The organism is Bacillus sp. SYZHCR11, assembly GCF_057196865.1.
Map to the genome: position 1 here is coordinate 215,927 of NZ_JBXUND010000005.1, position 14,217 is coordinate 230,143.

12 protein-coding genes are annotated in these 14,217 nt (G+C 46.1%); all 12 read left to right on the top strand.

Annotated features, from left to right (window positions below):
- Positions 1 to 31 precede the first annotated feature (31 nt).
- The 12 genes from AC2CGA_RS17745 (at position 32) to AC2CGA_RS17800 (ending at position 14,201) form a co-directional block, all read left to right on the top strand.
- Entirely contained in the window at positions 32 to 1,153 is a 1,122-nt protein-coding gene (locus tag AC2CGA_RS17745; protein WP_088037540.1) for a quinone oxidoreductase family protein, read from the top strand.
- Positions 1,154 to 1,978: 825 nt separating this feature from the next.
- Positions 1,979 to 2,278 carry a YfzA family protein gene (locus AC2CGA_RS17750; RefSeq protein WP_139885643.1) on the top strand — a complete coding sequence of 100 codons (300 nt, stop codon included), beginning with the start codon at positions 1,979 to 1,981 and terminating at the stop codon, positions 2,276 to 2,278.
- Between the two features lie 880 nt (positions 2,279 to 3,158).
- On the top strand, positions 3,159 to 4,142 hold the full coding sequence (locus AC2CGA_RS17755; RefSeq protein WP_003155542.1) for a tRNA dihydrouridine synthase: 984 nt from the start codon (positions 3,159 to 3,161) through the stop codon (positions 4,140 to 4,142).
- 157 nt (positions 4,143 to 4,299) lie between these two features.
- Entirely contained in the window at positions 4,300 to 4,779 is a 480-nt protein-coding gene (locus AC2CGA_RS17760; protein WP_003155541.1) for a DUF6884 domain-containing protein, read from the top strand.
- 275 nt (positions 4,780 to 5,054) lie between these two features.
- Complete coding sequence (acoA, locus tag AC2CGA_RS17765; RefSeq protein ID WP_003155540.1) at positions 5,055 to 6,056, top strand: acetoin:2,6-dichlorophenolindophenol oxidoreductase subunit alpha; 1,002 nt, start codon at positions 5,055 to 5,057, stop codon at positions 6,054 to 6,056.
- A 1-nt stretch (position 6,057) separates the two neighbouring features.
- Positions 6,058 to 7,086 (top strand): acetoin:2,6-dichlorophenolindophenol oxidoreductase subunit beta, encoded by a 1,029-nt coding sequence (acoB, locus tag AC2CGA_RS17770; RefSeq protein ID WP_003155539.1) that lies wholly within the window; start codon positions 6,058 to 6,060, stop codon positions 7,084 to 7,086.
- 14 nt (positions 7,087 to 7,100) lie between these two features.
- On the top strand, positions 7,101 to 8,294 hold the full coding sequence (locus AC2CGA_RS17775) for a dihydrolipoamide acetyltransferase family protein (RefSeq protein ID WP_003155538.1): 1,194 nt from the start codon (positions 7,101 to 7,103) through the stop codon (positions 8,292 to 8,294).
- Positions 8,295 to 8,308: 14 nt separating this feature from the next.
- Positions 8,309 to 9,688: a dihydrolipoyl dehydrogenase gene (lpdA, locus tag AC2CGA_RS17780; RefSeq protein ID WP_015388534.1), complete on the top strand. Its 1,380-nt coding sequence runs from the start codon at positions 8,309 to 8,311 to the stop codon at positions 9,686 to 9,688.
- A gap of 106 nt (positions 9,689 to 9,794) precedes the next feature.
- Positions 9,795 to 11,603: a sigma-54-dependent Fis family transcriptional regulator gene (locus AC2CGA_RS17785; RefSeq protein WP_484480261.1), complete on the top strand. Its 1,809-nt coding sequence runs from the start codon at positions 9,795 to 9,797 to the stop codon at positions 11,601 to 11,603.
- A 65-nt stretch (positions 11,604 to 11,668) separates the two neighbouring features.
- Positions 11,669 to 11,851 (top strand): H-type small acid-soluble spore protein, encoded by a 183-nt coding sequence (locus AC2CGA_RS17790; RefSeq protein ID WP_003155535.1) that lies wholly within the window; start codon positions 11,669 to 11,671, stop codon positions 11,849 to 11,851.
- A gap of 170 nt (positions 11,852 to 12,021) precedes the next feature.
- A complete protein-coding gene (gene glvA / locus AC2CGA_RS17795; protein WP_003155532.1) occupies positions 12,022 to 13,371 on the top strand; it encodes a maltose-6'-phosphate glucosidase in 1,350 nt (449 codons plus the stop codon).
- Between the two features lie 68 nt (positions 13,372 to 13,439).
- Complete coding sequence (locus tag AC2CGA_RS17800; RefSeq protein ID WP_139885645.1) at positions 13,440 to 14,201, top strand: MurR/RpiR family transcriptional regulator; 762 nt, start codon at positions 13,440 to 13,442, stop codon at positions 14,199 to 14,201.
- The last annotated feature ends 16 nt before the right edge of the window (positions 14,202 to 14,217 follow it).

Below are 14,217 nucleotides of genomic sequence, written 5' to 3' on the forward strand. Positions count from 1 at the left end.
ACAAAATAATCTAATGCCGGGCGGGACAAAAATGAAAACTTTATCATTAATTAATACTAATTTAGTTTCAGATTCTGATATCCAATTATTGTCACCAGTAAATCTGACGGGTACTGATTTACATTTCGGAATAGTGGAGGTTGACGAGCCACATTTTGATCCAAACCATGAAGATAACCGAAACTTTGTACTAGTTAAAGTAGATGCGTTTTCATGTAATTATAGAGACAAAGCATTAATATTAAAATCAGCTTTGAAGATGGCTGGAAGTACAGGGATAGATTCACTTCCTTTTGCTTTCTTTGGTTCAGATTTTGTCGGCAGAATCATAAAAAAAGGTACTGATGTAGATCACTTTGATATAGGAGACAGAGTTATCCCTGATTGTGCTTATCCTGAACCGCCATTCCCTGGTGTTGCACCAGGCGTTGTAACTAACGAAGCATCGAAAGGATGGTTAAGATTACACAAATCTAAGCTGGTAAGTATCCCCGATTTTATGGATGATGAAATTGCAGCTTCCTATTCTATAGGAGGACAGACCTCCACAAGTATGATAAGGAAGACAGGTGTTCAAAAAGGTGAGAAAGCACTTGTTCTAAGTTCACGGTCTAATACTTCAATGTTTATTTTAAATGGTTTAATCTCAAAGGGTATTGAGGCAACAGCGCTCACGACATCAGACTGGACAGAAGATGAGAAAAGACTCATTTCTCCTACAAGATTATTTAAAATAGAAAGAGGAGCGGCTGACTGGTCTAAATATTCTGATTTGGGTAAATTTGATGTGATCTTTGATCCTTATTTTGATTTACATCTTATTAAAGCAATTGATCTATTAGAACAAGGCGGACGTTATATTACATGTGGATATAAAAATCAACATCCGCATTTTGTTGAAGCTAGTGACAAGAAGACTGATTCAGAACGAATACACCAAAGTATGCTTACTCTAACAATTAATAATTTATCAATTATAGGTAATTGTATCGGCACATCAGAAGATCTAAATAAGTCTATAGAAAAATTTGATCCGAATAAATTTATTGTTCCAGTTGATAATACATACTCAATAGAGAATGGAGACAAATTTATAGATAGAACTTATAATAGAAATACTCGTTTAGGAAAAGCGGTAATGATATATAGGTAAGTGAAGATTGATGATTTATATCATGTATACTTGTTAGAAAATGAACAGTGATGTTGCAAGATCAGAAATACAATTAAAAGGAAGTTGTATTGATAGTGATACTGGAATAATTAGATTGGAAGTCTTTTCAAGTATTACTTAAAACATGTTATCATAAGCATATAAAGATTTTATAAAGAACACTTATAACCCTCTATAGTTTGCGGGATCACTAAAAACGGAGTCTAATATAGTAGTAACCGACAGCAAAAGTTGGCGAAGCTTGTCTTGAAATCGTCTCACTAAAAATAAACAATTTCTCACCAGATCTGGATTTCGGCAGAATGAACATTGCCGATTTCCGGATCTTTTTCATGTGCAGATTATTATTTTAACTGACGAAAAGAGTTGAAAAAACGTGAGATAAGCGAATGAAAACAGCTAATTTCGAGCAGAAAAGTATGGGAAGAGGGTGCGGCAGGAAAAGTCTATTTCAACTCGAACAGTGGAATGCGGGTTGAAGGGTCTAATTTAGGAAAAGTACATAGTAAGCGGGAAGAGATTTTACTACTCCGAAAGTGCCGGCATAACTCTATCCAGTTCTCAAATCCGTTATATTGGCAGCCAATAATAAAAATTGATCGTTTCTTAAAAAAGAATTGTTATTAAACAGTTAATACTCTAACACCTATCGTTCGATGATAATCATTGAAGGTTGGAATTAAAACAGTTCATATACAGACTTATGAAAGTGGTGAGAAAAGAAGTTGGCACATCTGCTGCTTCGTCATATAATGATTTTAGATAGACAATTACTAAAAAAGTGCAGAGAAGGAAACTGATTAAATGGATAAAGTAAACAAAAAACGACCATTATTTAAAAGAAGTTGGTTTCACACGTTGTTGGCATTTTTAGTATCACAGCTTTATTTTAACTTTGTAGAATTAACGGGATGGGGTCCTAATTATAGAGAAATGAATGGATTCCCAGCAAATATAGCTGAACTGGATTTCTTTCAAACATATCTTTCATTCTATGATAATCCATGGTTTAATATTGTCACTGTTTTCTTGGGGGTTTTCACTGTTATACAAATCATTAAAGGTATAACAAAGAATATCCGAAATGAAAGCAATAACTTCTGATGCCTTATTTAATATGAAAGAACATGAACACTTTCTAATTAATCTTATGAATGAAGACTGCGGCACTTAGTCAGCAGTCTATTTTATTGGTTTTGGATCAGGATTACCGAAGCGTAACCTTATACAAATATATATAGGTGATTGTATAAAGATATTAACATACGGGGTTTAAAAGCCGATCAACCCTTAGTACATATACTGTATAGAGCCAAGCCACTTGCGGCGTTGATTATTTCTAAACCATGAGTAAATCCGAAAAGATCCAGATTGAAGTTCTTGAATTCTGTTAAGTTCGAGTTTATTTTCCCATGCCATCCTCTTTACTCCATGTGATTCACAAGCGGCAAGTTAAGGCTTTTTCTTTTTACATTCTTTTCAGTACTCAGATATACCCCCCAGCCCCATTTGCTTAATCAACTTATTTCTTGAAATTTGTTTTATGGTAATAGGGAGAACTCATATGATATTCTATTTAGGTTGGAATCCTTTTTATCCAAAAAGAGCAAAAGTAAGGCCGCTAAGAAAGATGAAGGTCAGCGCTAATCTTAATAAACCACAATATAAATAAAAATTAGGTGTAGATAATCATCACACTTTTTCTCTCTCAAACCCTTTTAAAGGTGAAGGAGTTGACTGAGTTGATCAGAAATAAACGATATGGGGTTAACTATAGCGGTAGTCTATTACGTTAACTCAATTAATGTGTTCTACTCCAGTTTGCTTTTTTACTTTTAACGTGTAAAAAGTGAAATGTTCAAAATTTACTATCGTTTGATAAGAAGTGCTGACACATGCTATAAGTGTAAAAGAAGCATGGTCAGTTTTTAATTTTGGGATAAAGGTTTCACTGTATCCCATCATGAAAGGATTTGGATTTGTTATGACAGATAATTTCTGGCGTGAATTACCGCGGCCATTTTTTGTACTGGCACCAATGGAAGATGTGACGGATGTCGTTTTTCGCCATGTTGTGAGTGAAGCAGGCAGACCTGATGTGTTTTTCACAGAGTTTACAAACTCAGAAAGCTATTGTCACCCGGATGGGAAGGATAGTGTGCGCGGCCGTTTGACTTTCACGGAGGATGAACAGCCGATGGTTGCCCACATATGGGGAGATAAGCCTGAAAACTTTCGCCAAATGAGTATTGGGATGGCGGAATTAGGGTTTAAGGGCCTGGATATCAATATGGGCTGTCCTGTCCCTAATGTGGCGGGGAATGGAAAGGGAAGCGGCCTGATTTGCCGTCCTGAAGTTGCAGCCGAATTAATACAGGCGGCGAAAGCAGGAGGTCTGCCGGTAAGTGTGAAGACGAGACTTGGCTACACGGATGTTGACGAATGGCGCGGCTGGCTGACACACATACTGAAACAAGACATTGCGAATCTTTCCATTCATCTGCGTACAAGAGCGGAAATGAGTAAAGTAGATGCGCATTGGGAGTTGATCCCGGAAATCAAGAAACTTCGTGACGAGATTGCGCCGGATACCCTTTTGACGATCAATGGGGATATTCCTGACCGTGAAACCGGCTTGAAACTCGCTGAACAATACGGTGTTGACGGGATTATGATTGGACGAGGCATTTTTACTAATCCGTTCGCCTTTGAAAAGGAGCCGAGAGAGCATAGCAGTAAGGAATTGCTTGATCTTTTGAGATTGCATCTGGATCTTCATGATGAATATTCAAAAGCAGAAGCCAGAGCATATAAACCGCTCCCCCGCTTTTTCAAGATATATCTCCGCGGGTTCCGGGGAGCAAGTGAATTAAGAAATCAATGCATGAATACAAAGTCAACAGATGAAGTGCGTGCATTGCTCGATGACTTTGAGAGAAAGTATCTTGATGGGATGGAGCAAGAGTGACATAAACAACTCATCATCCGGCCCGGAGTTCGGTTTGAATTCCGGGCCTTTTTGTGTGCAGCTTTTACCCAGACAGATCCATGGCCGGTTTCGTCATGCAGAAATAAACGAATAATGGTACATTGATAGAAGATACATCATAAAGGGGGAGAGAAAAATGAAACGACTGTGCATCATCCCCTGCGGCAAGAAAAAAATTTGGGATGTCCATTCAGATACAGGGCCGGTAAGGGCGGAAGACGCTTATCTCAGCCCGTTTCATCAGGCATGCGAGCGATATGCGAAAGCATTTTTCGATGAGTGGGTGATTTTGTCGGCGAAGCACGGATTTCTTCGTCCGGATGATACTGTTCCCGGAAATTACGATGTCACTTTTGGAACCGGTCACCCGGAGATCATGGAAGCGGACGAGCTGCGCCGTCAATTTCATGAAAAAGGCTTTTCCGACGTCGAAGAGCTTGTCATGCTTGGCGGGAAAAAATACCGAAGCGTTCTAAACGCCGTCATCGGAGAGCATCAGCATATCACCTGGCCTCTGTCATCGTATAAAGGCATTGGTTACATGCTTCAAGCACTGAATCGGGCTGTTGAAGAAAAGGATGAACTGCAGCGCGTGGATATGAAAAAAAGAGTGTAACCATTCAAACGCCGCGATGGACTGTATGCGGAAGAATGAAGCAATAAAAGATTTCCGAGGAAATAAATACGTCGATCATTGTCAAAGACAGGGTGATGCCCGGTCTTTTTTGTATGCCATAAAACGAGACAAAGGGAACGGATCGAGACAAAATGAGACACCTGTCTCAAACTGTCTCCATTGAAAAAATAAAAACATTCATTTTACGGGATTCAAAGGCTGGCATGCTTCTTGCATTTATAAGTGTGAACCCTAAATAGAAGGAGGCGCACAAAATGGAATTGTTAAAACGAGAAGGCTTGTCATTAACTGAGGAAAAAGCGCTGTGGATGTACCAAAAGATGCTGGAAATCAGGGGCTTTGAAGACAAAGTGCATGAACTTTTCGCGCAAGGAGTGCTTCCCGGATTCGTCCATTTGTATGCCGGTGAAGAAGCGGTAGCTGCGGGGGTGTGCGCTCATTTAGATGATGGCGACAGCATTACAAGCACACACAGGGGACATGGCCATTGTATCGCCAAAGGCTGTGATCTGGACGGCATGATGGCGGAAATATTCGGAAAAGCGACCGGACTGTGTAAAGGCAAAGGCGGTTCTATGCACATTGCGGATCTTGATAAAGGCATGTTAGGCGCAAATGGAATCGTCGGGGGCGGATTTACGCTCGCATGCGGATCAGCGCTCACGGCTAAATATAAACAAACTAAAAATGTAAGCGTTTGCTTTTTCGGGGACGGAGCCAATAACCAAGGCACCTTCCATGAAGGGCTGAACTTAGCGGCAGTATGGAACCTTCCTGTCGTGTTCATCGCCGAAAACAACGGCTACGGCGAAGCCACGACATTTGAGTACGCGTCAGCCTGTGATTCAATCGCCGATCGGGCGGCTGCCTACAACATGCCGGGGGTCACGGTGGACGGAAAAGATATTTTAGCGGTTTATCAGGCAGCCGGGGAAGCGATAGAAAGAGCAAGAAACGGCGGAGGCCCGTCTTTGATTGAATGTATGACTTACAGAAACTACGGCCATTTCGAAGGCGATGCCCAAACTTATAAAACAAAGGATGAAAAGACTGAGCATCTTGAAGAAAAGGATGCTATCCAAGGCTTTAAAAACTATCTTCTAAAAGAAACAGATGCAAATAAATTGTCAGACATTGAACAGCGAGTCAGCGAATCGATTGAAAAAGCCGTCTCGTTCAGCGAAAAGAGTCCTTATCCGAAAGAGTCTGAGCTGTTGACAGACGTCTACGTGTCATATGAAAAAGGGGGAATGTGAGATGGCGAGAGTCATAAGCATGTCGGACGCGATCAATGAAGCAATGAAGCTTGCGATGAGAAGAGACGACAATGTGCTTGTAATCGGTGAGGATGTCGCCGGGGGAGCGGCGGTCGATCATTTGCAAGATGATGAGGCATGGGGCGGTGTACTCGGGGTCACAAAGGGTCTCGTACAGGAATTCGGGCGCAGCCGAGTGCTGGATACACCGATTTCTGAGGCGGGCTATATGGGTGCGGCCATGGCTGCGGCATCCACGGGGCTGAGACCGATTGCCGAGCTGATGTTTAATGATTTTATCGGAACGTGCTTTGACCAAGTGATTAACCAAGGGGCGAAATTCCGCTATATGTTCGGCGGTAAAGCGCAAGTGCCGATCACCGTCCGCACCACATACGGAGCCGGGTTCCGGGCAGCCGCTCAGCATTCGCAGGCGCTGTATGGCCTGTTCACCAGCATCCCGGGGCTGAAGACGGTTGTGCCGTCCAATCCGTATGACGCCAAAGGTTTGCTGCTGGCGGCAATAGAAGACAATGATCCGGTATTCTTTTTTGAAGACAAAACGTCCTACAGCATGAAGGGCGAGGTGCCGGAAGATTATTATACAATTCCGCTCGGAAAAGCGGATATCAAACGCGAAGGCAGCGACATCACGCTGTTTGCGGTCGGCAAGCAGGTTAATACCGCGCTTGAAGCGGCTGCACAGCTTTCTGAGAAAGGCATCGACGCCGAGGTGCTTGACCCCCGGAGTCTGTCTCCTCTAGATGAGGAAGCGATTTTCACATCGTTAGAAAAAACAAACCGGCTGATCATCATTGACGAAGCCAATCCGCGCTGCAGCATCGCCACGGATATTGCTGCGATTGTCGCCGATAAGGGCTTTGATTTGCTTGATGCACCGATTAAGCGGATTACAGCGCCGCATACACCGGTGCCGTTTTCGCCGGTGCTTGAAGATCAATATTTGCCGACACCAGACCAAATTGTCAGCGTCACGCTTGAATTGCTTGGCGAGCCGGCAATGAATTAAAGGAGGGATACAGAATGGCTGTAAAAGTAGTAATGCCGAAGCTGGGAATGGCGATGAAGAAAGGTGAAGTATCCGTCTGGAATAAAAAAGTCGGCGACCCGGTAGAAAAGGGAGAAAGCATCGCCAGCATCAACTCGGAAAAAATAGAAATGGAAATAGAAGCGCCTGAAAGCGGCACGCTTCTTCACATTAAAGTCAAAGAGGGAGAAGGAGTCCCGCCGGGAACGCCCATCTGTTATATCGGGGAAAACGGCGAAGAAGTGCGGGAGAAGGAGGCGCCGGCTCCTGAAAAAGCAGGGAAACCGCAAGCTGAACCTGAACATATTCCCGCTCCAAAAGCCGGGCAAAAGCGCAAACACCGCGTGAAAATATCTCCCGTTGCCAGAAAAATGGCGGAGAAAGCCGGGTTGAAAGTCGATACGCTGAACGGGACGGGGCCCGGAGGCAGAATCGTAAAAGCTGACGTCATCAAGGCGATGAAGACAGAAGCTGAACCGCAGTCTTCGGTTCAGACAGCACAGCCGGAGGGAAAACCGGCTTCAGCGATGAGAAAAGTGATTGCAGACCGAATGCACAAAAGCCTGCAAAACAGCGCCCAGCTGACGCTGACGATGAAAGCGGACATTACGGAGCTTGTAAAATGGCAGCAGCAGCTCGCCGACAGCGCGAAAAAGCGGAGCGGTGTTAAACTGACGGTCACACATTTCATATCCCGGGCCGCGGTGCTTGCGCTGAAACAGCATCCTGAGCTGAACAGCTCTTATCAAGAGGAGCGGATCATCACCTATCCATATGTCCACCTCGGGATGGCGGTTTCTCTTGAAAACGGTCTCGTCGTGCCGGTGATCCGGGATGCGGAAAAGCTTTCATTCCTTGAGCTTGCGGATCACATCAGCACATCGGCACGCCGGGCGCGGGAAGGCAATGCTTCCGGAGATGATCTGCACGGATCGACATTTTCTATTACAAATCTCGGGGGTTACGGAATTGAGCATTTCACCCCGATTCTTAATCCGCCTGAAGCCGGTATTCTCGGAGTGGGCGCAAGCTATGAAACGCCGGCGTTTAAAGGAGATGAGCTTGTCAAAAGCATCATGCTGCCGCTGAGCCTTACCTTTGATCACAGAGTATGTGACGGCGCCCCGGCTGCGGACTTCCTGAAAACGGTCAAAGCGCTGCTTGAAGAGCCTGCCGGTTTGATTTTATAGAGAGAGGTGAAAAAATGAAACTAGCCATTATCGGCGGCGGGCCGGCCGGATATGCAGCTGCCGTGACTGCCGCGCGGAGAGGAGCAGAAGTCGTTCTGATCGACAAAGGGCCGCTCGGAGGCACTTGTCTCAATGAGGGGTGCATCCCGACAAAGTCGCTTTTGGAAAGTGCGAATGTGCTCGATAAAATCAGGCATGCAAATACATTCGGCATCGAACTGCCGCAAAACATTACACTCAATTGGAACCGCATGCAGGGGCGCAAACGGCAAATCGTCAGCCAGCTCGTGCAGGGAATTCAATACTTAATGAAAGCAAATCAGATTAAAGTCATCAGCGGGACAGCCTCATTTCTCACAGAGCAGACATTGCTTGTTGAAGAAGAAGGAGGCGCAAAAGACATTCTGGAAGCGGACCGGATATTGATTGCATCCGGATCTGAACCGGCGGAGCTGCCGTTTGCCCCATTTGACGGCGATTGGGTAATCGACAGCAAAGATGCGCTTTCTTTACAGAAAATCCCTTCGTCTCTGCTCATTGTCGGGGGAGGTGTGATCGGCTGCGAATTTGCCTCTTTATTCAGCCGGTTTAAAACGAAAGTGACGGTGATTGAATCGGCTGACCGGCTGCTCCCGGCAGAAGACAGGGAAATTGCCGCCGTTTTCGAAGACTCTTTAAGAGACAGCGGGGCTGATATTCAGACAAAAGCCGCCCTTCAGCGGATTGACAAAGAAAGGAAAACCGCCGTGTGGACAAAAGACGGAAAAGAAATTGAAGCTCAGGCTGATCACATTTTGGTTGCAATCGGCAGAAAACCGCGTTTGCAAGGGCTGAATTTGGATCAAGCCGGCATCCGGTATTCTCCGCGCGGGATTGAAGTCAATGACCATATGCAGACCAATGTGCCTCATATATATGCGTGCGGCGATGCGGCCGGAGGAATGCAGCTCGCGCATGCCGCCATTCATGAAGGAATCACAGCCGCCGCGCATGCCTCGGGAAAGGATAGCAAAGTCAATATGCGGGCGGTGCCCCGCTGTATTTATACATCGCCGGAAATGGCAGCTGTCGGGCTGACGGAAACACAGGCGAGAGAGACATACGGAGATGTGAAAATCGGAGAATGCTCATTTTCTGCTAACGGAAAAGCGTTAATTAAGCATCAGCACGGCGGCAAAATGAAAATCATTGCCGAGCCGGAATTCGGAGAAATCGTCGGGGTGTCAATGATCGGACCGGACGTGACGGAATTGATCGGTCAGGCGGTCATGATGATGAACGGTGAAATGACGGCGGATATGTCGGAGCACTTTATCGCGGCGCATCCGACTCTGTCAGAAACGCTTCAGGAAGCCCTGCTGAATGTCACCGGACTTGCGGTGCATTCCGTATAACCGGAATACCCTTTCTCAGATGAGAAGGGGTATTTTTCGTTGAAAGCGCTTTACTTTTCCCCTACAATATATGAAAAGATGGTCTGAACAGGGGGGAGCGAATACAATGAATGTCATTCGGAATGATTTTAAAACCTGGAAGCGCTTTGTGAAAGAAGGCGTGCTCGATGAATCCCGTATTCAGAAGCGGGTGGCCGCCTCATGGCACCGCTGCAAAAAAGCCGACGTCAACCCTTATCTAGAAAAGGGACCGAATGTAATGCCGGCAGATCATTTAGAAAGGCAGGCCGAAAAGCATGCGTTATTTTTAGCGGCCTTAACGCCGCACGCAGAAAGAATGAAAACGGCGATGCGGGAAATGGAAATGATGGTTCTTCTGATTGATTCTGACGGCGTTGTCCATTCAGTTGACGGCCACCCGCGCACCATTCATGAAGCGAACCGCATCAATTTCTTAAAAGGCGCCCGCTGGACGGAAACGGCCGTCGGCACGAATGCGATCGGGACGGCTCTTTATACAAATGAACCGGTCATGATACACGGCTCTGAACATTATTCGCTCGCTTCTCATCAATGGAGCTGTTCCGCCGCGCCCATCCGTTATGAAGACGGGCGGCTGGCGGGTGTCATTGATATTTCCTGCCCCGCCGCCCGCGCTCAGCCTTTTATGCTCGGAATTGCCTCCTCCATCGCTTATACGGCGGAACGGGAGCTTGCCCTAAAGATCAAAATGACAGAACTTGACATGATCAGCAAATTCGCCGGGCTTACCCGGTCTCACGATCCGATCGTGCTTTGCAATGAAATGAGCCGGGTTATCGCCGCAAGCCGTCCCGTTCAGCATTTTACCGGACATATGCTGCGCGAGCTTGAGGAACAGGGCTATCATATCAAGCGGACGAAGCGGGAGGAGAACGGCTTCACATGCGTTTACTTATCCAAACGGGAAGAAAAGCCGTCGTTTATATTTCATGGTGCGGCAGGCAAAAGCCCGTCATCCCGACATATGCTTGAGCAGCTGGAGCTTGTCGCCCGAACGGACGCAACCGTTTGTCTTACGGGAGAAACCGGGACGGGAAAGGAGATTGCCGCCCGGGCGATTCATAACAACAGCTCCAGGAAAAACGGCCCGTTTGTCGCTGTTAACTGCGGGGCTGTCCCCGAAAAGCTGATTGAAAGCGAACTGTTCGGCTACTCGGAAGGCGCCTTCACCGGGGCCAAACGGAAAGGACATAGCGGCGCTTTGCAAAAAGCCGATAAAGGCACGCTTTTCCTCGATGAAATCGGAGAAATATCACACTCCATGCAGGTGGCTCTGTTACGGGTGCTGCAGGAGCGGAAAGTCACCCCGGTCGGCGGGACAAAAGAGATTCCCGTTGACATCAGAATCATCACTGCCACCCACACTGATCTGAGACAGCTTGTCGAATGCAAAAAGCTGAGAGAAGATTTATTTTACCGGCTTCACGTCTGTCCGATCCACCTCCCTCCATTAAGAGAACGCACCGAAGACATTCCCGGACTCTTCCTTGAATTTCAGCGAAATCGCGGCTGGCGGGGGGAGCTTCCTGTTGACTTTTTAGACGTATTAAAGAGCCGGAAATGGCCGGGGAACATCAGGGAATTGTTTAATGTATTTGAACGTCTTTCCGTCATGTTCCCGGACGGACGGCTGTCAGGGCGCCCCATCGCAGCCCTGCTTGAAGCGTCAGGTCTTAAAGAAGCGGCCGAGTCTTATGAACAGGAAGAAGCGTCCTCTGTCTCCATCCGGGAGCACATTCAGAAAAACATCATCGTAAACGCGCTTGAATCAGCGAAGGGGAATGTCACGCTGGCTGCTAAAATGGCCGGAATCCCGCGGAGCACGTTTTACAAACGCCTTAAAAAATTCAAACTCACCGCCGGACAATTGTAAGAAACAAGCATACTTCTCTTGGCTGCCGGACACGTTATGTGTGAGGCCTAAAGGAGGTTTGAGACGTGAATACACAGCGTGCGAAAGACATTTCGGAATCCGCCGCCATGGCGTATGTGACGTATGAAGGAGTCCCGATTTATATTCAGCATGTCAACGAAGACAAGGAAACAGCCAGGATTTTTCCGATCGGAAATCCACAATTTGAGCAGGAAGTGCTGCTTTCTGATTTACAAGAGCATTTTTGAGAAGGGGTCTGCTGATGACAGCAGGCCTTTTTCGTACCTGTGGGAACTTTCCCGCTTTTTGAGAAAAATAACTAAAAATGATCAAATGATCTAACTCCTTCAAACCCGGTACAGATCGGACCCTCTCATGATATAAATAAAATGTAAACGTTATCAGAGGAGGGCTTCACATGACAGACAAATCATTCTCAATCGTTATTGCAGGCGGCGGCAGCACATTTACCCCCGGAATTGTATTAATGCTTTTGAATCACCTGGAAGAGTTTCCGATCAGAAAGCTGAAACTTTATGACAATGATAAAGAAAGGCAGGAGCGGATTGCGGGTGCGTGTGAGGTATTCATAAAAGAAAAAGCGCCGGACATTGAATTTTTGGCGACTGATGACCCAGAGACGGCTTTTACGGATGTTGACTTCGTCATGGCGCATATCCGCGTCGGAAAATACGCGATGCGCGCGCTCGATGAACAAATCCCGCTGAAGTACGGCGTGGTCGGCCAGGAAACATGCGGGCCGGGCGGAATCGCATACGGCATGCGCTCTATCGGCGGTGTTCTTGAGATTCTTGATTATATGGAAACGTACTCGCCTGACGCATGGATGCTGAATTACTCCAATCCGGCGGCGATTGTGGCCGAAGCTACACGGCGCCTCAGACCGAATTCAAAAATATTGAACATCTGCGACATGCCGGTCGGAATTGAGGATCGCATGGCGAACATCCTCGGATTATCTTCACGAAAAGAAATGAACGTCCGTTACTACGGCTTGAACCACTTTGGCTGGTGGACGTCCATCACGGATCGAGAGGGCAATGATTTAATGCCGAAGCTGAAAGAGCATGTCCGTGAATACGGCTACGTTCCGAAGACGGAGGCCGAACAGACTGAAGCAAGCTGGAATGACACCTTCAAAAAAGCGCGCGACGTACAGGCGGCTGATCCGGATACGCTTCCGAACACATATCTGCAATATTACTTATTCCCGGATGATATGGTGAAAAAATCAAATCCGAACCATACGAGAGCCAACGAAGTCATGGAAGGGCGCGAAGCTTTCATTTTCAGCCAATGCGATATGATTACGCGCGAACAATCATCGGAGAACAGTGAAATTAAAATTGATGATCATGCTTCCTATATCGTCGATCTTGCCCGGGCCATCGCTTATAACACCGGGGAGAGAATGCTGTTAATCGTTGAAAATAACGGTGCGATCGCAAACTTTGATCCGTCAGCCATGGTTGAGATTCCTTGTCTCGTAGGTTCAAACGGACCGGAACCGCTCTCAGTCGGGAACATACCGCAATTTCAAAAAGGCCTGATGGAACAGCAGGTGTCTGTCGAAAAACTGACGGCTGAAGCGTGGGAAGAGCGGTCATTTCAAAAGCTGTGGCAGGCGCTGATCCTGTCAAAAACAGTGCCGAATGCCCGTGTGGCAAGACTGATTCTTGAAGATCTGATGGAGGCTAATAAGGACTACTGGCCTGAGCTTGATGTAAGCCCGTCTCCTATTTCCTGATGACAATCTTCCCCGTTATCTTTATCTGTTATTCTATATAATAGAAAGAAAACGGGGGGATTTTTGGGATGAGTCTTGAAGAACTGGTTAATCAGCATTACGCGAAATTAAATGACAACGATTTTTATATTTTAAAATATATATTGAATCATAAACATACGTGCTACCATCTCGGTATCAATGACATGGCGAAAGCCTGTAATGTCTCTCGGTCTTCCATCCTGCGGCTCGCCCAAAAACTGGGCTTCAGCGGCTATAGTGAATTGCGTGTTTTTCTGAAATGGGAGGATCAGCCTGAAGAGGGCGAGAATATGACGTTTGAAAAGCTGCTGGATGATATTGAAGCCAATGTAAAATACGTGAAGTCAAAAGATATGACGGAGATGTGCCGGCTGATAGATGAAGCAAAACGGATTTTCGTTTACGGATCGGGGACGGCTCAGAGGGTGTGCGCCCGTGAGCTGCAGCGGATGTTTGTATCCCGGCGGAAGTATCTGATTTTAATTCAGGACATCACAGAGTTTAATATCATGTGTGATGATTTTAAGGTTGATGACGTATTCATCATTATTTCTTTATCAGGCGAAACACCCGAATTAATTCCGCAGGTAAGGACCCTGTCCGCAAAGGGAGTTCCGTTTATTTCAATCACCAATCTGAAAAACAACGTACTGGCGCAAACGACGCCGTATAATCTTTATGCGACCAGCAAGCCGGTGACGTTAAGCGATAAAACGGAAATCGTCGCATTTGCCCCGTTTTTTCTGGTGGGCGAAGCGTTATTCCGTGCATATGTTGATTATAAAGAGCTCGAAAATTTTGATAAATAGCGGGAGGTCACGTGAA

Coding starts and splice junctions, on each gene's coding strand:
- AC2CGA_RS17750 (WP_139885643.1), top strand. CDS start 1,979: ATGGATAAAGTAAACAAAAAACGACCATTATTTAAAAGAAGTTGGTTT.
- acoA (WP_003155540.1), top strand. CDS start 5,055: ATGGAATTGTTAAAACGAGAAGGCTTGTCATTAACTGAGGAAAAAGCG.
- AC2CGA_RS17745 (WP_088037540.1), top strand. CDS start 32: ATGAAAACTTTATCATTAATTAATACTAATTTAGTTTCAGATTCTGAT.
- lpdA (WP_015388534.1), top strand. CDS start 8,309: ATGAAACTAGCCATTATCGGCGGCGGGCCGGCCGGATATGCAGCTGCC.
- glvA (WP_003155532.1), top strand. CDS start 12,022: ATGACAGACAAATCATTCTCAATCGTTATTGCAGGCGGCGGCAGCACA.
- AC2CGA_RS17785 (WP_484480261.1), top strand. CDS start 9,795: ATGAATGTCATTCGGAATGATTTTAAAACCTGGAAGCGCTTTGTGAAA.
- AC2CGA_RS17760 (WP_003155541.1), top strand. CDS start 4,300: ATGAAACGACTGTGCATCATCCCCTGCGGCAAGAAAAAAATTTGGGAT.
- AC2CGA_RS17755 (WP_003155542.1), top strand. CDS start 3,159: ATGACAGATAATTTCTGGCGTGAATTACCGCGGCCATTTTTTGTACTG.
- AC2CGA_RS17775 (WP_003155538.1), top strand. CDS start 7,101: ATGGCTGTAAAAGTAGTAATGCCGAAGCTGGGAATGGCGATGAAGAAA.
- acoB (WP_003155539.1), top strand. CDS start 6,058: ATGGCGAGAGTCATAAGCATGTCGGACGCGATCAATGAAGCAATGAAG.
- AC2CGA_RS17800 (WP_139885645.1), top strand. CDS start 13,440: ATGAGTCTTGAAGAACTGGTTAATCAGCATTACGCGAAATTAAATGAC.